The sequence below is a fragment of the Proteus penneri genome, assembly GCF_022369495.1.
In the GTDB taxonomy this organism is placed as follows: domain Bacteria; phylum Pseudomonadota; class Gammaproteobacteria; order Enterobacterales; family Enterobacteriaceae; genus Proteus; species Proteus penneri.
Map to the genome: position 1 here is coordinate 2,217,039 of NZ_CP059690.1, position 18,854 is coordinate 2,235,892.

Sequence of the window (18,854 nt, forward strand, 5' to 3'; positions counted from 1 at the left end):
CAAACAATTTTATTTATATCACTCACAATTATCGTCTTTTCCTACAAAAAATAAATAGCTTGATTAAAATATTTATTTTAATAAAAAGATAAACCTTTTTTATTAAAATCATTACGGATAAATACGTATTCAGTAAAATAAGAAATACTTATAGCTATCCTATTATCGCCCTATAGGATAGCTAAAAATAAAGAGATACTTTTGTTTATTCTGCACTTTTTTCTAAAGCAATATTTATGGCATCAGGGATTGAACCACCATGGCCTTTACCTTCAAATAGATAAAATTTACACTGTTTTCCTTCATCCAATAAATATTGGCATAACTGGCGTTGCGTTAACCAACTACTACGTTCTTGATAATTCTTTTGTTGTTCTTCACTTAATTTACTTAAATCTGGTTTTTCTTCTTTTTCACCTAGCGTTATTGTAATAGAAATATCATCAGGAATAGCTTGCCATTGCTCTTTTTTTACCCACTCACCGTTTCCCCACCATAAAGAAGGGCTTGCTGCTATATAACGTTGAAACGTTTCTGGATGATTAAATAAAACATATAGCGTAAATACACCGCCAAAAGAGTGACCAAAAAGAGATTGCTGGGTAACTGAAATATTCTCTTTCGCGAGTTGTTCAAACGCATAAGGCCTGACTTGCATTAGGATAAAATGATAAAAACTCTCTGCATTTCCGCCTTGATTAAATGCCTCTCCTTTTACACTCGGCGTATAGTCATGCGTTCTCTCTGTAATAAAATAAGCTTTATCACCCACATACCCCACACTAATAATTGCAGGTAGCGGTTTATTTTTCTGCTTTATAGCTTCGTTTATCATCAATGGAAACTGCGCATTTCCATCAACACTATAAATTAGCGCTGCCTTAGTGGTATTTTTAGGAATAGCAAGAAAGAGACGATATTGTTTTCCTTCATATGCCACTTCTTTTTGTGTGATTTGATAATAAGATTGTGCTTGTTCTTCAATTTTAGGCACTTCTTGGTTAGGTCTAGCTTGAGCAACCGCAGATAACATAATCATTCCACATAACATTAGTATTCGCATAAATCAGATACTCTGTCAGTAATATAAAAAGGTGAACAGTTAAACTGAAAATAATAGAAAGTGATAAAAAATAAACCCCATATAAAATACGGGGTTTATTTCAATTTAGGCTCAATTAGAAACTATATTTAATGTTCGCCCAATAACGACGTCCTTCATCAACTACCCAGTTACCGCCTTTATCATTTACAGCAGGCCCTGTTTCATCTGTAATATTTAATACTGCGAAGTTAAACATGGTATTTTTATTAAAGTTGTAAGTCATCCCTAAATCAAAGGTTGTGTACCCACTACGATAACGTGCACCTGAATGGCTATTTCGTTGTGCTGCCCAAATTTGTTTGCCCGTATAAGCGGTATTGGCATAAAAACTAGTCGCTTCATCAAACTGCCAATCCACGCGCGCGTTGGCACTGTGTTTAGGCGTCATATCTAGTGGATATCCTTTTAATGACTCACCAGAAGCTAGCTTTTCGTCATCACTTTTACGTTCTGAATCAATATAGGTGTAGTTCGCATTAATATGCCAGCTTTCAGCAATAGGGAAACCAATCGCGGTTTCAATTCCTTTAATATTCGCCTTTCCTACATTGTCATACTGATATAAATCTAATCCAGTGATTGGATCTTTCTCAGCAGTTTTGTAATTCGTTAACTTATCTTTAAAATCCGTATTAAAGAAAGTCACACTTGCAGTAACACCATCGCCGTTATCATAACCAATACCAATTTCTTGACTAACTGAAGTTTCAGGTTTTAAATCACGATTACCATACATAATTGCATGGCCTTTATCGGTTGAGGTGCCATATTCTGGGCTGATTTCACGCAGGCTTGGCGCTTTAAAGGCTTTCGCTACACCACCTTTTAAAGTCAATTCATCTGTTAAATGATAAACGGCATAGGCTCTTGGGTTCCAGTGATTACCGTAATACTCGTGATCATCAAGACGCACACCTCCCGTCAATGCTAAATCATCCGTAACGCTATATTCATCTTCAATAAATAACGCTTTTTGATCAGCCGTAATGGTCGATTGTTTTATATCTTTGCCACCAAGAGATGATTCATCTTTTAAACGTGAATATTGATATTGACCACCAAAGGTCATCACATTTGAAGGTAAAAACGCGGTAAATTTTGCATCAAAAACGGTATTAGTGATCTCAGGGCGACGAGCTTCGTAATATTTATAGCTATTTCCCGTCGCCTTATCAACGGCTTCGGTTTTTTGAATACGTTTAGTTTGTTCTTGATAAACACTTAATTCAGAGTGAAGAATATCAAACTGATTTTTATAAGTTAATGCCCAATGGTTACGATCATTATTGGTTTCTAACATCTTGTTTTTATCAAGACGCCCACCACGATTGGTAAATTCACTCATGGATTTACCTGGTGTCGTTGTGCGTTGTAACGTATTACGACCTGCTTCTAATAAAATGGTTTGATTATCAGTCGGTGTGAATGCCAATTTTGCCGTAATATTTTTATTGTCATTACGACCTTGCCCATAAGTGATTTTATCTTCTGCACGTAAGTAGCTACTGCCATAAAGCTGTAGGCCTAATTTATCTTCAATTAAAGGCCCCGAAAGATAAAAATCACCATTAATAGAATCACCTGCATCACGGTTATGTTGCAATGTACCGCCAAGTGCAACAGAGCCATGCCACTCTTTTGTTACTGGTTTAGTGATGATATTGATAACACCACCCATTGCATCTGAACCATACAGAGATGACATGGGTCCACGAATCACTTCTATTCGTTCAATCGCATCTGCGGGTGGAATAAAGCCACCTTCATAACCACCACTCCCATTTGGGCGCGACTCGCGGCTATTTTGACGGCGACCATCAACAAGAATAAGTGTGTATTCACCCGGCAAACCACGCATCGTGATTTCTTGTTTGTTGGCATTACCGTTAATGCTAACACCTTCAACACCTTTTACGGCATCGGCTAAATCATGAACCGGTTTTTTTGCGAGTTGTTCTTTGCTAATCACGGTGATACTTGCTGGTGCATCTGTAATTTGTTGAGCAAACCCTGATGCTGATACAACAAGTTTCTCTTCTTTATTTTCTTGTGCATACAGCGGGTAAGAGGCAGATAAAATACAGGCTGTTAAAACACCCATTTTAAAGTTCATAGTGGTTCCCTGAATTGATAACAGTTATAGTAATGAGAATGATTAATATTAACTTAATCAAATATTCATGAGAATGATTTTCTTTTCATATTTGGTGTTTTTTTTTAATCTGTATCAAAGTAAATCAGCACCATTTTCGCTAGACCTCTTTGTAAACAATTCAAACATAAAAAAAGCAGAAGGTATTAACCCTCTGCTTTCTTCTTTTGTAGGATATTTATAGATTTAACGGATCAACAAATCATCACACTGTTATTACCAGAACACAGCATAAAGCACACATAATATGACCATGATGGCATAGGAAGCGATGTTAAATCCGCTTTGTGTTTTAAAGGTTTTATCTGTTAATGTAATCGCCCCTACGCTGTCATCTGTTTTCGTTGAGGTTAAGCTCACTAAACCAATCACGACGGTTGTAAACATAAAGGTGTACATCATTTGATCAAGGAATGGCATACCTAAAGGCATTAATTTTAGGAATAGAGCAAACGGTATAGATAAGACCACACCAATAATCGCACCTTTTGCGTTTGTTTTTTTCCAGAATAAGCCTAATAGGAATACAGCTAAAATACCTGGACTTACTAAGCCAGTATATTCTTGAATATATTGGAATGCCTGATCGATACCACCCAATAATGGTGCGATAAAACAAGCAATAATCAGAGCAATAACCGCACTGATACGCCCCACATTCACTAAACGCGTTTCAGAAGCTTTAGGCCCGACATATTCTTTATAAATATCCATCGTGAAGATAGTCGCGATAGAGTTAAGCATAGAGGCCAAAGATGAAACTATTGCAGCAGCAAGTGCAGCAAAAACAACACCTTTTGCACCTACTGGTAAGAACTGAGTTAACCAAGGATAGGCTTTATCTGCTTGTGACAACGTTGGAATATGCGCTTGTGCCATTGTCCCTAAGCCCGCCATTAATTCAGGGTTAGTTGTAATAACAAATGCAGCAATTCCCGGAACAACCACAAGAACAGGAACAATTAATTTTAAGAATGCAGCAAACACGAGTCCTTTTTGTGCTTCATTGATAGATTTAGCAGCTAAGGCACGCTGAATAATATATTGATTAAAGCCCCAATAATAAAGGTTAGCAACCCATAAACCACCAATTAGCACAGCGATACCCGGTAAGTTCATAAACTGCGGGTTATCTTTTTCTAAGATCATTTTAAAGTGATCTGGCGCGGCTTGTGTCATTTTGCTTAAGCCTTCCATGATCCCGCCATCACCACCGATATAGCTGACCGCTAATACCGAGGTAAATAAACCACCAAGGATAAGGAAGAACACTTGTACTACGTCTGTCCATGCAACAGCAGAAAGTCCACCATAAAGTGAATAGATAACCGCAAATAATGCTAAACCAATAATGGCATACATCATTGGTACACCTAAGATGGTTTCTAATGCCAATGAACCTAAATAAAGTACCGATGTTAAGTTAACAAAGATAAACAATGCCAACCAGAACACGGCAAGAATGGTTTTTAAGTTACGGCTTTTAAAGCGATTCTCGACAAATTCTGGAATGGTATAAATACCTTTTTCGATAAAGACAGGTAAAAAGTATTTAGCAACAATAATTAATGTCAGCGCTGCCATCCATTCATAAGAGGCGATAGCAAGACCAATGGAGAAACCAGAACCTGACATACCAATAAATTGTTCTGCTGAAATATTCGCGGCAATAAGCGAAGAACCAATTGCCCACCAAGGAAGGGTTTTACCTGCTAAGAAATAATCCTTTGTTCCTTTTTTCTCACCATCCTTTGAACGAGAAACCCACAATCCTAGACTAATAATGATGACGACATAGAGGGCAAAAATTGCATAGTCTATTGTGCTTAATCCAACACCTTCTGTATGCATAATATTTTCCTTTCAGACCCATAGAGAGAGTAGATTTTCAATGTAAACGTTTTCACAATCTTTTTCCGTTACTCCGTTCACAAATTTATCGCTTATGTTACGTAAATGGATCACAAAATAAGAAAACAAACGATTACCATGGCGAACAAAGCAGAATTTAAGCTTAAAATACAATGATAGCTTTATTTAATAAATTTCAGACTCTCAAATAATCGTTGAAAAAGGCCTTAAAATGATAACGATTACACAGGTTAATTAAGTTTGACCTCTTAATGTGAAAACCATTAAGAGGATAGACTAGATTAAAAAGTAAATAAGGTTATTTAGAGAGGTGACTAAGATTAAAAACAGAATTACGTTGAACTAATGTGGGTGAAAAAATACGTTGTTTTTGTTCGAGGATTTCACCTTTAGAAAGCCTGATAGCAAGTGTTGCGGCTTGCTCTGCCATCATTTGTACAGGATAACGCACCGTGGTTAAACGAGGGTGAATATAGCGTGCAATTAAGACATCATCAAAGCCAATAACTGAGATTTTTTCAGGTACAGGGATTTCATTTTCATCAAGAACAGATAAAGCCCCAGCGGCCATAAAATCGTTGTAAGTCACTACTGCTGTAAAATCAATTGATTTTGTTAGCAAATGCATCATGGCTTTTTCTCCCCCTTCACCTTCCGGCTCGCCATACTCAATATAGCTTTCAGGCAATGAGATATTATTAGCTTCTAATGCAGCTTTATAACCAGCAAGGCGCTGAGTTGTATCTTCAATATGATGAGTAGATGAAATATACGCGATTTTAGTATGACCTTGACGAATAAGATGCTCGGTTGCCATCCATGCCCCTTTATAATTATCTAAAGCGACACAACGTTCGGCAATTTCAGGAATAAAACGGTTAATCAATACCATGCTTTTAACTTCATGCGCATAAGCCAGTAACTCTTCATCAGAGAGGGCTTTTGAATGAATAACAAGGCCATCGCAGCGGCTATTAATCAATAACTCAATAGCTTGTCGCTCATCTTGAGCATCATGATAACCATTACAGACTAAGATGTGTTTCCCTGATTGTCTTGCAACGTTATCAACCGCTTTAACGAGTGTACCAAAAAAGGGATCAGAAACGTCATGCACTAAAACCCCCAAAGTTTGCGTACTTTGACTAACCAACGCCCTTGCTGCCGCATTAGGTCGATAGCCCAGTTTTTGCATCGCTGCATTAACAGTTTCGATAGATGTTTGACTTGCTTTCGGCGAGTTATTGATGACTCTAGATACCGTCGCGACAGAAACACCCGCTTCTTTCGCTACATCTTTGATAGTCGCCATATCCACTCCTTATGGATCACCTTTATTCATGGTTAAGAAATAACGAGCCGTTAATCTACAAACAAAGAAAAAAGAGAATAATAGAATTTAAGTGGCTTGATTATCAGCGAAGAAGTGAAATTTAAAAAGTAAAAAGATCAAATAAATAGTGAAAAGGAAAGCGTTTACACTTTCCTTTTGTTATTACGAGTAAAACTTATAGATTGTTTGGCTATTCCATGCTGTATTGGCAGGTAAAACACCTTGGTTTTCATGCCATTCAGGATGATTAGGGCCATCTGGAAAATATTGTGTTTCTAATGCCAATCCTGAGTAATTACCGTAATGGCGACTCTTTCCTCTTGTTCCTGCCAGAAAGTTACCTGTATAGAATTGGACAGAAGGCATGGTTGTAAAAACATCCATTTTAAGTTCGCCTTCAGGGGCAATAACGGTCGCAACGGGCTTTTTATCCTCAATCGCTTTTTTATCTAAAATAAATGCATGATCGTAACCATTTGCGGCTTTTTGACATTCATCTGCCATAAAATCAAGGCCAACACGTTTTAATTTACAAAAATCAAACCCAGTTCCAGCTACGCTTGCAAACTCACCCGTAGGAATATTGCCTTTACCATTTTTTAAATAATGAGTCGCACAAATTTTTAAATCATGCTCAAGCGCGGTGCGCTCAGTGTGTTCGCCCGCAAGGTTGAAATATGCATGATTAGTTAAACTTAATGGCGTAGTTTTATCACTCATCGCCTGATAATCAATACATACTTCATTATTATCTGTCAGTGTATAGGTCACACTTACTTTTACCGTACCGGGAAAACCTTGGTCACCATCACTAGAAATCAGCGAAAAAGTGACAGATTGCGAAGATTGCGCCGTGATCCCCCAGCGAAGATGGCTAAAGTTTTGCTTACCGCCATGTAAGGTATTTTTACCCTCATTAGCACTAATTTTATATTCTTGCCCCTCTAATACAAACTTAGCCCCTGCAATACGATTAGCAAAACGCCCAACCGTTGCGCCAAAATACGCGGTTTGTTGTTTATGGGCATTCATATCCGCAGAGCCTAATAACACATCCCGACGATATCCATTAACCGGTACAATACAGGTTAACCAAGTTGCTCCAATATCCATTAAAGAGATAGACATACCAAAACGATTTTTAAGCACGACCACTTGTGCAGGTTTTCCATCTGATGCAGGTTGTGCTGTCATTTGTTCAGGTTCAAGAAAGCGAAGCTCATTAGTCGCCATTATTTTGCCTCCGAATAGCCCGCTCCTTGGCTTGCAGAGCAGACATAGATAGTTTCTTTTAATCCCGTTTTAGCTTCGTATTGCGCCTTAACAGAGTCAACGACTTTATCAACTAAATCTGGTGTCACTAATGCTACGACACAACCACCAAATCCACCACCCGTCATTCTTACGCCACCACAATCACCAATCACCGATTTCACGATTTCAACCAATGAATCAACCTCTTTAACTGTGATTTCAAAATCATCGCGCATTGAGAGATGTGATTGCATCATTAACTTACTCAATGTACTTAAATCACCATGGCGTAAGGCTTCTGCAGCATCTAATGTACGATCATTTTCAGTGATAACATGACGTGCCCGACGATAAACCACTTCGCTCATTAATGATTTTTTTGCAACTAAATCATCTAATGTGGCATCTCTTAATGCAGCCACATTTAGAATACGAGCAGCTTCTTCACACTGTTGACGACGGGTATTGTACTCACTATCCACTAAACCACGCTTTTTATTGGTATTGATAATCATCACAACCATATTTTCGGGCATTGTTACCGCTGACGTTTCTAATGAGCGACAATCGATTAATAGTGCATGATTTTCTTCACCACAAGCCGAAATAAGCTGATCCATAATGCCACAATTACAACCAACAAATTGGTTTTCTGCTTTTTGGCCATTTAATGCAATCTCTTTTTGGCTAATAGGTAATTGATAAAGTGTTTTAAGCGTTTGGCCAATGGCAACTTCTAATGCAGCAGAAGAACTTAACCCAGCACCTTGAGGGACATTTCCGGATATCGCAATATCCATACCATGAAAAGAGTAGTTATCTTTTTGTAGAAAATGAATAACACCACGAACGTAATTAGCCCACATTTTATTAGGTAAAAACTCAATGGTATTATCGAGGCTAAATTCATCAACATCATTTTGGTAATCAACCGCAATGACACGGATAGTATTATCTTCTCGTCTTGCCGCTGCAACGACCATTTGATAATTAATTGCACAAGGTAAAACAAAACCATCATTATAATCAGTATGTTCGCCAATAAGATTTACCCTACCTGGCGCTTGAATAAAATGTGTAGGCGCGTAACCAAAAATAGTTGAAAATGAACGAGTCACATTATTAATAAGTGCCTGCATAATAAATCCTTAGCTTAAAATTAATTAATAGAAACCCCATCACATCATTATGTAAATAATGAGATGTTTGATTTAATTTATTTCGTGCTCAATAAAAAGCAGATTAATTAAAATACCTTGCTATATCGCAGATCATTAATGTTGCTCTTTATAATGAATATCACTTACTTGACGTAAATTATTCGCGGCTTGTTCTGGCGTTAGATCTCTTTGTGATTCTGCCAGCATTTCATATCCCACCATAAATTTACGTACAGTGGCTGAACGTAATAGTGGCGGATAGTAAAGCGCATGTAATTGCCAGTGATCGATATTTCTCTCATCTTTAAAAGAAGGCGCAAAATGCCATCCCATTGAATAAGGGAAAGAACAATGGAATAAATTATCATAACGGCTGGTTAATTTTTTCATTGCAATAGCAAGATCATCTCGTTGAGCACTATTTAATTCACTCATTCTTCGAATATGCACTTTAGGTAACAACATCGTTTCATAAGGCCAAGAAGCCCAATAAGGCACTACTGCCAGCCAATGTTCTGTTTCAACTACGGTACGACTTGCATCTTTACATTCAGCATCAACATAATCGATTAATAGATTGCGTCCATATTTTTCAAAATAAGATTTTAATTGCGTATCTTTTCGCGCTAATTCATTAGGCAAGAAATCACTCGCCCAAATCTGTCCATGAGGATGAGGTTGAGAGCATCCCATCGTTTCGCCTTTATTCTCGAAGACTTGAACCCAAAGGTATTCTTTACTGAGCTCTTTTATTTGGTTATCCCAAGTATCAACAATTTTACGTAAGCTACTGACGGGCAATTCAGGGATCGTTTTTCCATGATCAGGCGAGAAACAGACAACTCGACTAATACCTCTTACTGTTTGAGTTTGAAATAAAGGGTTTGATGAAGGCTTAGCATCATATTCATCTTGCAACAACGCAGAATGGTCATTATTAAAGACATACGTTCCTGTGTAATCGGGATTCTTATCACCGGAAACACGGATGTTATTTGGACACAAATAACAATGCGGATCATAAGAGGGAAGTGTCGCAATCTGAGGCTTTTCATCTTTACCATTCCAAGGTCGTTTCGCTCTATGTGGTGAAACTAAAATCCACTGACCCGTTAGCGGATTATAACGACGATGAGGATGTTCAACAGGATCAAAAATCAGTTTCGACATAACCTTCTCTCTTATTTATTCAAGATTATCTGAATACTTACTTTAAATCTTATTTCAGATAACCATTTGGGTTTTGTAACTGCCAACGCCAAGCATCCGCAGCCATATCATCAATTGAACGAATAGCTTTCCAATGTAAATCTTTCTCTGCTTTTGCTGGGCTTGACCAACATTCTGCAATATCACCAGGACGACGAGCTTGTAATTGATAAGGAATAGGTTTACCGCTAGCTTTACGAAATGCTTCAATCATTTCAATCACACTAGTACCATTACCTGTTCCCAAATTATAAATATGTAAGCCCGCTTTTTTACCTAATTCATTTAATGCTGCGATATGACCATCAGCCAGATCCATAACGTGGATATAATCGCGAACACCTGTACCGTCTTTTGTTGGGTAATCATTACCAAAAACAGCGACTTGTTCACGACGACCAATTGCCACTTGAGAAATATAAGGGGTTAAGTTATTTGGAATACCTTTAGGATCTTCGCCCATCGTACCTGATGGATGCGCTCCTACTGGATTAAAATAACGCAGCAAACTAATAGACCAACTTTCATCAGCAACAAATAAGTCAGATAAAATACGCTCAACCATATATTTACTGGTGCCATAAGGGTTAGTTGTCCCTCCTACTGGCGAATCTTCAGTAATAGGAACCGTTTGAGGATCACCATAAACGGTTGCAGATGAGCTAAAAATAATGCTTTTTACGCCCGCATCACGCATACAACGCACTAGCACCAATGTGCCATTAACATTGTTATCGTAATACTCGATTGGCTTCTGAACAGATTCACCGACCGCTTTCAATCCCGCGAAATGAATAACAGACTGAATAGAATGCTTCGCAAAAATTGATGCTAATAGCTGGCCATCACGAATATCACCGTTATAAAACAGAGGGCGTTTACCTGTTAAGGCTTCAACACGATTAAGTACTTCTTCATTCGCATTGCTAAGGTTATCTAAAACAATCGGTGTCATTCCCGCTTCGATCATTTGTACGCAAGTATGACTACCGATATATCCCATACCACCCGTTACTAATATTTCCACATTCACCTCTTTTGATTCAATTCAAAGGAAAAGCGCAAGACGGTTTCTGTTCACTGACACAGAGTTTAGCAAGATCCACAAAATCATTTCGTGATCAAACCGACATTTAGTGTAAACGTTTACACTCTTTTGATACGCTTTAAATTTTAATACAACATCTTAATTTAGGATTGCATTACAGTAAGTTAATAAAATACATAATACATTCCACCTATTTATCTCTAAAATAAACACCCACTTAAAGTAAACGGTTACATTTCAATTAATCAGTGAATTACATGATAAGACTGACATTCAATGGGTTTTATCATACCTTATTAACTTCTCCGCTAATATGTTTAAGCGGAGTAAGAACACTCCCCTTTAAATAATTCGGAGAAAAACGGGTCAACGACTACATACAATAGTCACCATTAATAAACACATTGAATATATACGCTAAATAATTCAAGGTGTAGCTAGGCGACAAGTAAATGAGTCGCTAGGAGCATACAGTAGTATGTGAGACTAGTGCGAATGAACGCAGTCAACAACGCTGTGATTTGAAGTATGACGAGTATCGAGTATGGAGAACATAATGAAACCGACTGTCTTGCTCTACCAAGATCTGCCCGAAAAACTGTACAACAAACTATCTGATTTTGCTGATATCAGACAATTTAAAACGCTCTCTTTAGACTCTAATGACTTCCGTTTAGCACTTGCTAATGCCTCTGGATTACTCGGTGCAGGTGGCAATATCGATGAAAATTTTATTAACCAAGCACCTCATTTAAAAGCCGTTTCAACGGTTTCTGTAGGCTATGATAATGTTGACGTTAATGCACTCACCAAACGTAATATTAAACTAATGCATACTCCAACTGTATTAACAGACACTGTTGCAGATACCATGATGGGGTTAGTCCTTGCTGTAGCAAGACGTATTCCTGAACTTGCTGATAATGTTAAACAAGGTTTATGGGTTAAAAGTATTACACCTGATTGGTACGGCACCGATGTTCATCATAAAACTATGGGTATTATTGGCATGGGGCGAATAGGCAAAGCCTTAGCTCAGCGCGCGCACTTTGGTTTTAATATGAATATTCTTTATCACTCACGAACGGAACATACAGAAGCAAACAATAAATTTGCAGCAAAGCATTGCTCTTTAGAGGCCTTATTACAGCAATCTGATTTCGTTTGTATCACGTTGCCATTAACACCAGAAACGCATCATTTAATGGGGAAAAAACAATTTTTGATGATGAAATCTGATGCTTATTTAATTAATGCAGGGCGCGGAGCTGTAGTGGACGAATTGGCACTAATCAGTGCATTAGAACAAAAAGAGATCGCAGGTGCTGGACTGGATGTTTTTGAAAAAGAGCCTTTATCTTCATCTTCACCTTTATTAACAATGAAGAATGTGGTTGCTGTTCCGCATATCGGCTCTGCAACAAAAGAGACTCGCTATGCGATGGCGGAATGTGCCGTAGATAATCTGATTGCAGCGCTAAGTAATCAAGTAAAAGAAAACTGCGTCAATTTTTAAAATAGTCATTTAAAGTACAAAAAAGGTAATGAAAATCTATCATTACCTTTTTTATTAGTTGTTCAATTTAATTTAAGCAGGATCAACGTGAGCCATTACACTCAAGATCTGTTTATTTTGCAAAACATTATTACGTGCATTAACAACAATTTCGTGACTTTCATTGACTGTGAGATCACCTCTGATTTCAAGATGTACATCTACAAGTAAATAATCACCAGAACGACGCGTCTTTAAATCATGAACACCTTGTACACCCGGTGTTGAAACCAGTACCTGTTTGATCTCTTCCAGCGTTTCTTCATCAGCGCCTCTGTCCATTAAATCTTGTAGAGCTTGATAAGTAAAACGCCATCCCATACGACCAACAAATAATCCGACAATTAATGCAGCTAATGGGTCAAAAAATTTAAATCCAGCCAAACTTCCGATAATACCAATCGCAACAACTAATGAAGAAGCAGCATCAGAACGTGCATGCCAAGCATTTGCGACTAACATATTTGAGTCGACTTTCTTTGCAACAGCAAGCATATAGCGAAATAATCCTTCTTTAGCCGCTAATGCAAGTAAAGCCACATATAAAGCAACACTATGAACTTCTGGAATAGTAGATGGATCTAAAATTTTATGAATGGCTGAAAACACCATCCCTAAACCCACAATTAATAAAATAACCCCAAGAATAAGTGATGCCACGTTTTCATAACGAAAATGCCCATAAGGATGGTCTGCATCCGGTTTTTTCTGACTACCTTTATTGGCAATTAAAACAACAAAGTCAGCAATAAGATCAGAAAGTGAGTGAATACCATCAGCAATTAAACCTTGAGAATGTGAGAAAAAGCCCACTGTAATTTGCCAAATGGATAAAATGATATTGACAAAAACACTCACTAACGTACTTTTTTTAGCTGCCTTAAATTTTTCAGACTGCTTATTATCAGCCCGAGCCAACTCAATATCATCAATGTGATTATGTGTCATAATAATAATCTTATTTGGTTTTAAATAGCCTACTCTATTGCCATAGATAAATAGAGTTCCACAGGTTATTTCAGGTTCCATAACTCATTGGTGAGAATAAAGGACGACTCTGAATAACAATCCAGTTTAGGGACTAAGATTGCTGTCCAAACATCATATTGAGATGTCATTACCTATTAATATGCCATATTTAAATCTTTCTGTCTCTTATTTTTACTAATAAAATCTTATAGATACAAAACAATAATATAATTGATAATCATTCTTTTATGCATTTTCTATTTTTAATGAGAAAAAGAAAATTTAGTTTTTAATACGACTTTATTAATTGCTTTCCTGTCAACAAGTTAAGGTGTATAACTTATTTTGATTATATTTCTAATATTATTTTAGACTATTTTTAATTTTTAATGCTTAATACTATAAAGTAGTAAATAATCATTCTCACTCTTATTTAAAACACAGATCACAGCTATTTTTTACTATTAGGAGATAATAGTAATTATTTTAAACTAACGCTAAGTGAGGTTTGTAATGTATAAGAAAATCCTAGTTCCCATTGATATTTTAGAAGATGAACTTTCTCAGGAACTAATCACTCACATTGAACAAATAGCAAAGGTGGGTAAACCTGAGATCCACTTCCTCACCGTTATACCTAATGCTGAACTTTTCTTTGGTATCGAGTTTGCCGCTATTCCTGAAAAATTCAAAGATTCGTCAGAGCGTACTCGCCTTGCTTTTGTTGCACTACAAGAAATGATCAAAGATGCAAAAATTCCTGATGAGCAAATTATATGTAATGTGGGTGTTGGTAATGCAAAAGATGAAATTTTAGAATATGCCCGCCACATTGATGCTGATTTAATTGCGATTGCCTCACATAGACCTAATGTTTCCTCTTATTTATTAGGTTCAACAGCATCATCAATTGTACGCCATGCCAAAATGTCAGTTTTAGTTATACGTTAATATTTAGCTTTTAAATCGCAACAAAGCCCTTTGTCTCAACAACAAAGGGCTTTTTAGTAAATGAAGATCTATCCTAAATAGGGCTGGCTGTTATTTTTTCACAGAATCTTGAGTAGTCTCAGCCGCTGACCAAATACGATATTTCACATCAACATCTTTTGGCGCATAAACAACAATAGGTAATTTGCTGTTATAACGGATGAAAGCATCTGATCCTATATTAGCCTGTACAAAGGCATCTTTTTTCGTATTGTCAGCGCATCCCATCATTGTAGACATTGGGCCATTTAAATCACCAACAACATAATAGCTATAACCCCAACCTTCTAAATTCTTTTCATCTAAATCCGCACCAAACCACTGATGATTGCAATCTACTTTAAGTTCTTTACCGATAATTAATTCAACCTGATAATTGCTTTCATTATCTTTTTTCTCTAACTCAATAACATGACGAACTTGATTTTCTTGAGCCTTAGGATAAGGCGCAACTTTATCTAAACTGTCAGTAGCTTGTGCACACGCAGATAAAGACATTGCTGCTACTAAAGATAATATTACTTTGTTCATCACTCTCTCCATTTTTACAGCGAACACTTCGCCGTTAATAAAATTAGTCAGATGTTTTTATTGCTCGTTATCTGAATACTAATATTTTTAGTGCTTGAATGCTAACATCTTAGTAAATAGTACTATGAGTGGATAATTCTGAATGTTTTAAAAAGAAAAATCACGTTTTTTCATGAAATGTAAATTTGTGATACATCGCCGTGCAGATAAGCTATCTATGATTATACTGAAATAGAGACCCAATTTCTTTTCATAGGAGGTTATATGTTCTCAGATCAACAATCCCTTGTTTCTCAATTAAGAAATAGTGATCCCCGCTTTGAAGCTCTCTACGATAAACATCATCGACTCGACCAAGAAATTGCTAAATTAGAAGGCCCTAACGGAGCTGGCTATAATGATGAAGTTGCCAAACTAAAAAAAGAAAAACTTCATCTCAAAGATGAAATGCAAAAAATACTTCAACGAAGTGAAAAATAAGGCTCTTTTTAAGCGATGATTTATTATCATCGCTTTTTATGATTAAAAACAAAGATACCACATCATAAAGATGCATAATTAATATATCTTTTGTTTTTTTAAGGGCTCACTCACTATGTCATCAATACATGGTCATGAAGTTTTGCAAATGATCCTTTCTTCAGAAATGACATTCACTAAATTATCACTAATTGATGCTATCCATAAACAATTCGGCGATGACTCACGTTTTCATACTTGCTCAGCTGAAAATATGACAGCGACTGAATTAGTTGATTTCTTAGAAAGGAAAGGTAAATTTATTCCTGCAGAGGGGGGATTTACAACAAGTGAAAATAAGATTTGTCATCATTGATAGACATACAGTGTTAAAGTTAGATTGCCAGTGATTTCCTTTTCTATGTCATTGGCTTTTTTATATAAACAAGTAAAAAGCCAATTCGTTCTGGCAATCGTTATTACTTTATTTACTACATTTTATTCATCGTCTATTTGTAACCAACCATCATCTTCCCAAACACTTTGAATAAGTTCCATTATGTGTTCATGCTTAGTTTCATCTTTTATGCCCGTAACTTGAATCGAGTTCATGCTACTAAAGGCGATACGAAACTGCATATCTGGATATTCTGGAGTGATCTTTTTTCTCAGTTCGTGTTCTAAGAGCGGAAATAAGGAGTCAGTTATCTTAGATTGTTTATTAAATAAAATTTCCACACGCATTGGTTTCACCATTTAAAGGCAAATAAACTGTATATAAATACAGTAGTATATTCTAAGAAAAAAGAAAAGTCTTTTTGATAAAAATTTTTATCATTATGCATTACATAATATTTTAGCGTCTCTATCGACTCAATGATAACATGTATAATAAATACAACATATTACTAAGAGAGAAAGACATGTCAGGAAAAAGAATAAATCGTGAGAAAAAAACTATTCAAAAAATGGTTCACCTTTATGCTCATTCGCACCCTGAAACTGACTCAGATTATTATCAACAATTAATCGATTACGCCTACAACCGGTTAGATAAATGTCGTTATGGTGAAGATAAACCGGCCTGTAAACAATGCCCTATTCATTGTTATCAACCCGCTAAGCGAGAAACAATGAAACAAATCATGCGTTGGGCTGGTCCACGAATGTTAATTTATCATCCAATTTTAGCAATACGTCACCTTATTGATGATAAAAAACCTGTTCCACCACTTCCTGAAAAAAAGCGTACTATTCGTTCAACTAAAAAGTAAAATCAGATTTCTTCAAACGGTATAAAACATGCTCAGCTAGAGGATGTGTTTTATCTAATGATGGATGAAAGAAATGATCAGATTGATGCATACCAAGTTTCTGCATTACACCTTGAGATGGAAGATTTGAAACTGCAGTAAAAGCAACAACTTCTTCTAATCCCAATGTCTCAAATGCAAATTTAAATACAGTTAAAGCCGCTTCATAGGTATAACCTTTTCGCCAAAACTTTTTCGCAATTCGCCAACCAATTTCTACGCAGGGATTAAATGGTAAAGGCGCTACCGGAATATTTAACCCAACAAAACCAATAAATTCTTGAGTCTCTTTTAATTCAACAGCCCACATTCCCCATCCATTTTGTTGAATAAATTTTTCACGGATAATCTCAACCATATTATCACTTTCTAATCGAGATAAAGTGCAAGGAAAATAACGCATCACTTCAGATGAAGAGTTGATTTCAGAAAAAAATGGCGCTTTATCGCTTTCACGCCATTCTCTTAGGTGTAGCCTGGGAGTCTCTAAATTCATCGTTATTCTCTGTTTATATAAAATTAAGACAATAGCGATAAAATAGGATAAGTAACGAACAATGAAAAGAAAAATGGTACTTTATTTTTTGTTTTCTTTTAGTTGATTTTCTACTGGAGCAACAACTTTATCTTTATTTGCATTAGAGCTTTCTTTTATTGAAACAACGCGTTGTTGAGCTACTGATTTTGCTTGATGTTCAACTTGCTCTGATTGCCCAGTAAAAATACCGCCACGCTTAATAGACATACTGCCACAACGACTAGTACCACGTAACTCGCCATGTTCTAAGATATCTAAATTATTTGCAGCGCAGATACCTTTTACAAAACCATCAATAATAATATCAGGTGCAGTTAATTCACCTTCAACTTGCCCCGCATGCATAACACGAATAACGCCATCTTTAACATTAATATTACCAGCAACTTTACCCCAAATTTGAATATCGCCGTCAACATTAATATCGCCTTGGAATACTGTTCCTTTCGCAATAATCGTGTATAGTTTTTGCTCTGGCATCGGTTTTTTCTCTTCTATTACTACTGGTGCAACAGGCTCTGCTGCTTTTGGTGTTTCAGTTTTACGACTAAACATAGCGGCCTTTTTTAACCTCAACGTTATAGAATAAATAATAATGCTAAAAATTAGGATTAGAATAATCAAAAATTCACCCGCCATTTGATAACGCCAAAAGGCAATTAAGGCAAGAGTCCAAATTATCCATATCCCACTGAATATAATATTTCGCAGTGTTCGCTTATTATCCATAATTAGCTATATCCTTTTACCTCCCTGACAATAAATACACTTATGCATTCACCATTCTAATAAACAAACGGCAAGCATAATGCCGGCAATAAGCCTATTATTACCTTTTAGTTTTTTGATTTGTTCCTTGAACAAAATAAAATTTAGCTTAATTAAATTAGGAGATAAAACACACTATTTTAACAATCTACGCGCAATGTAAATAAATCGTAATAATTATCAGCTTATTTGGATAAATATTTTTCATTAAAAATTAACATTTAACACCTAAATCCATATTTTCACAAAAGTTCATTCAAAAAAATTCAATATCTCAAATTAACTCTATCTAAAATTTATCAAAAAAAATACGAGACATTGATCACACAAACAATAAAAACAAACGATAAAAACAAAGCAAATAAACAAATAATAAATTTTTTGTGTACTATTTTATGGTTTATGGCTTGTTTTATATTATATAGAAACAACGTTATAGTAACAGTGGTTAATATAACTTAATATTATTATTTATTTTTTCAATTTTGATCTTCTTTATAGTTATGTTCCTCGCTTGATTTTTTAAAATTTATTTAACAAATATTTTTCATAATTACTACGAATTAGCATTTATAATAAATTTTGCATTTTAAATGCA

General features: G+C 36.1%; 18 protein-coding genes. 5 read left to right on the forward strand and 13 right to left on the reverse strand.

Annotation, left to right across the window (positions count from 1 at the left end):
• Window positions 1-205: 205 nt before the first annotated feature.
• The 8 genes from H1225_RS10135 to galE form a co-directional block, all read right to left on the reverse strand.
• Window positions 206-1,063: an alpha/beta hydrolase gene (locus H1225_RS10135; protein WP_229096483.1), complete on the reverse strand. Its 858-nt coding sequence runs from the start codon at window positions 1,061-1,063 to the stop codon at window positions 206-208.
• A gap of 115 nt (window positions 1,064-1,178) precedes the next feature.
• A complete protein-coding gene (locus H1225_RS10140) occupies window positions 1,179-3,218 on the reverse strand; it encodes an IreA family TonB-dependent siderophore receptor (RefSeq protein WP_161727718.1) in 2,040 nt (679 codons plus the stop codon).
• Between the two features lie 255 nt (window positions 3,219-3,473).
• The gene (locus H1225_RS10145) at window positions 3,474-5,108 is read right to left on the reverse strand and encodes a sodium/sugar symporter (RefSeq protein ID WP_072063323.1); all 1,635 of its coding nucleotides are present in this window, start codon (window positions 5,106-5,108) and stop codon (window positions 3,474-3,476) included.
• Window positions 5,109-5,427: 319 nt separating this feature from the next.
• Window positions 5,428-6,441, reverse strand: a complete 1,014-nt coding sequence (locus H1225_RS10150; protein ID WP_072063324.1) for a substrate-binding domain-containing protein — start codon at window positions 6,439-6,441, stop codon at window positions 5,428-5,430.
• A gap of 183 nt (window positions 6,442-6,624) precedes the next feature.
• Window positions 6,625-7,695: a galactose-1-epimerase gene (galM, locus tag H1225_RS10155; protein WP_109847758.1), complete on the reverse strand. Its 1,071-nt coding sequence runs from the start codon at window positions 7,693-7,695 to the stop codon at window positions 6,625-6,627.
• Window positions 7,695-8,855: a galactokinase gene (gene galK, locus H1225_RS10160; RefSeq protein WP_006533639.1), complete on the reverse strand. Its 1,161-nt coding sequence runs from the start codon at window positions 8,853-8,855 to the stop codon at window positions 7,695-7,697. The genes galM and galK overlap by 1 nt, the downstream gene beginning before the upstream one ends.
• 135 nt (window positions 8,856-8,990) lie before the next feature.
• Window positions 8,991-10,046: a UDP-glucose--hexose-1-phosphate uridylyltransferase gene (locus tag H1225_RS10165; protein WP_109847760.1), complete on the reverse strand. Its 1,056-nt coding sequence runs from the start codon at window positions 10,044-10,046 to the stop codon at window positions 8,991-8,993.
• Window positions 10,047-10,095: 49 nt separating this feature from the next.
• Window positions 10,096-11,112: a UDP-glucose 4-epimerase GalE gene (gene galE, locus H1225_RS10170; protein WP_072063327.1), complete on the reverse strand. Its 1,017-nt coding sequence runs from the start codon at window positions 11,110-11,112 to the stop codon at window positions 10,096-10,098.
• A gap of 577 nt (window positions 11,113-11,689) precedes the next feature.
• Between galE and ghrB the strand changes: the two genes are divergently transcribed.
• Entirely contained in the window at window positions 11,690-12,649 is a 960-nt protein-coding gene (gene ghrB, locus H1225_RS10175; RefSeq protein WP_072063328.1) for a glyoxylate/hydroxypyruvate reductase GhrB, read from the forward strand.
• Between the two features lie 72 nt (window positions 12,650-12,721).
• On the opposite strand, the gene H1225_RS10180 is transcribed toward ghrB, so the two are convergent.
• A complete protein-coding gene (locus H1225_RS10180; protein WP_072063491.1) occupies window positions 12,722-13,636 on the reverse strand; it encodes a cation diffusion facilitator family transporter in 915 nt (304 codons plus the stop codon).
• 534 nt (window positions 13,637-14,170) lie between these two features.
• Between H1225_RS10180 and H1225_RS10185 the strand changes: the two genes are divergently transcribed.
• The gene (locus H1225_RS10185) at window positions 14,171-14,608 is read left to right on the forward strand and encodes a universal stress protein (RefSeq protein WP_006533647.1); all 438 of its coding nucleotides are present in this window, start codon (window positions 14,171-14,173) and stop codon (window positions 14,606-14,608) included.
• Between the two features lie 90 nt (window positions 14,609-14,698).
• Here H1225_RS10185 and eco read toward each other — a convergent pair whose 3' ends face one another.
• On the reverse strand, window positions 14,699-15,178 hold the full coding sequence (gene eco, locus H1225_RS10190; protein WP_072063329.1) for a serine protease inhibitor ecotin: 480 nt from the start codon (window positions 15,176-15,178) through the stop codon (window positions 14,699-14,701).
• A 264-nt stretch (window positions 15,179-15,442) separates the two neighbouring features.
• Between eco and H1225_RS10195 the strand changes: the two genes are divergently transcribed.
• Together H1225_RS10195 and H1225_RS10200 are read left to right on the forward strand one after the other, a co-directional pair.
• Complete coding sequence (locus tag H1225_RS10195) at window positions 15,443-15,658, forward strand: DUF465 domain-containing protein (protein ID WP_006533649.1); 216 nt, start codon at window positions 15,443-15,445, stop codon at window positions 15,656-15,658.
• 115 nt (window positions 15,659-15,773) lie between these two features.
• The gene (locus H1225_RS10200) at window positions 15,774-16,013 is read left to right on the forward strand and encodes a YecH family metal-binding protein (protein ID WP_006533650.1); all 240 of its coding nucleotides are present in this window, start codon (window positions 15,774-15,776) and stop codon (window positions 16,011-16,013) included.
• Window positions 16,014-16,135: 122 nt separating this feature from the next.
• Here H1225_RS10200 and H1225_RS10205 read toward each other — a convergent pair whose 3' ends face one another.
• Complete coding sequence (locus H1225_RS10205) at window positions 16,136-16,381, reverse strand: DinI-like family protein (RefSeq protein ID WP_072063330.1); 246 nt, start codon at window positions 16,379-16,381, stop codon at window positions 16,136-16,138.
• Window positions 16,382-16,560: 179 nt separating this feature from the next.
• Here H1225_RS10205 and H1225_RS10210 point away from each other — a divergent pair, with 179 nt between their 5' ends.
• Complete coding sequence (locus H1225_RS10210; protein ID WP_072063331.1) at window positions 16,561-16,911, forward strand: nitrous oxide-stimulated promoter family protein; 351 nt, start codon at window positions 16,561-16,563, stop codon at window positions 16,909-16,911.
• Here the strand turns inward: H1225_RS10210 and H1225_RS10215 are convergent.
• Both H1225_RS10215 and H1225_RS10220 read right to left on the reverse strand, forming a co-directional pair.
• The gene (locus H1225_RS10215; RefSeq protein ID WP_239739107.1) at window positions 16,901-17,446 is read right to left on the reverse strand and encodes a GNAT family N-acetyltransferase; all 546 of its coding nucleotides are present in this window, start codon (window positions 17,444-17,446) and stop codon (window positions 16,901-16,903) included. The genes H1225_RS10210 and H1225_RS10215 overlap by 11 nt on opposite strands.
• 81 nt (window positions 17,447-17,527) lie before the next feature.
• On the reverse strand, window positions 17,528-18,043 hold the full coding sequence (locus H1225_RS10220) for a bactofilin family protein (protein WP_229096485.1): 516 nt from the start codon (window positions 18,041-18,043) through the stop codon (window positions 17,528-17,530).
• Window positions 18,044-18,854: the final 811 nt, after the last annotated feature.

Bases quoted from the DNA above. Each gene is read 5' to 3' on its own strand.
- H1225_RS10135 (WP_229096483.1), bottom strand. From the start codon at position 1,063: ATGCGAATACTAATGTTATGTGGAATGATTATGTTATCTGCGGTTGCT.
- H1225_RS10140 (WP_161727718.1), bottom strand. From the start codon at position 3,218: ATGAACTTTAAAATGGGTGTTTTAACAGCCTGTATTTTATCTGCCTCT.
- H1225_RS10145 (WP_072063323.1), bottom strand. From the start codon at position 5,108: ATGCATACAGAAGGTGTTGGATTAAGCACAATAGACTATGCAATTTTT.
- H1225_RS10150 (WP_072063324.1), bottom strand. From the start codon at position 6,441: ATGGCGACTATCAAAGATGTAGCGAAAGAAGCGGGTGTTTCTGTCGCG.
- galM (WP_109847758.1), bottom strand. From the start codon at position 7,695: ATGGCGACTAATGAGCTTCGCTTTCTTGAACCTGAACAAATGACAGCA.
- galK (WP_006533639.1), bottom strand. From the start codon at position 8,855: ATGCAGGCACTTATTAATAATGTGACTCGTTCATTTTCAACTATTTTT.
- H1225_RS10165 (WP_109847760.1), bottom strand. From the start codon at position 10,046: ATGTCGAAACTGATTTTTGATCCTGTTGAACATCCTCATCGTCGTTAT.
- ghrB (WP_072063328.1), top strand. From the start codon at position 11,690: ATGAAACCGACTGTCTTGCTCTACCAAGATCTGCCCGAAAAACTGTAC.
- H1225_RS10180 (WP_072063491.1), bottom strand. From the start codon at position 13,636: ATGACACATAATCACATTGATGATATTGAGTTGGCTCGGGCTGATAAT.
- H1225_RS10185 (WP_006533647.1), top strand. From the start codon at position 14,171: ATGTATAAGAAAATCCTAGTTCCCATTGATATTTTAGAAGATGAACTT.
- eco (WP_072063329.1), bottom strand. From the start codon at position 15,178: ATGAACAAAGTAATATTATCTTTAGTAGCAGCAATGTCTTTATCTGCG.
- H1225_RS10195 (WP_006533649.1), top strand. From the start codon at position 15,443: ATGTTCTCAGATCAACAATCCCTTGTTTCTCAATTAAGAAATAGTGAT.
- H1225_RS10200 (WP_006533650.1), top strand. From the start codon at position 15,774: ATGTCATCAATACATGGTCATGAAGTTTTGCAAATGATCCTTTCTTCA.
- H1225_RS10205 (WP_072063330.1), bottom strand. From the start codon at position 16,381: ATGCGTGTGGAAATTTTATTTAATAAACAATCTAAGATAACTGACTCC.
- H1225_RS10210 (WP_072063331.1), top strand. From the start codon at position 16,561: ATGTCAGGAAAAAGAATAAATCGTGAGAAAAAAACTATTCAAAAAATG.
- H1225_RS10215 (WP_239739107.1), bottom strand. From the start codon at position 17,446: ATGAATTTAGAGACTCCCAGGCTACACCTAAGAGAATGGCGTGAAAGC.
- H1225_RS10220 (WP_229096485.1), bottom strand. From the start codon at position 18,043: ATGTTTAGTCGTAAAACTGAAACACCAAAAGCAGCAGAGCCTGTTGCA.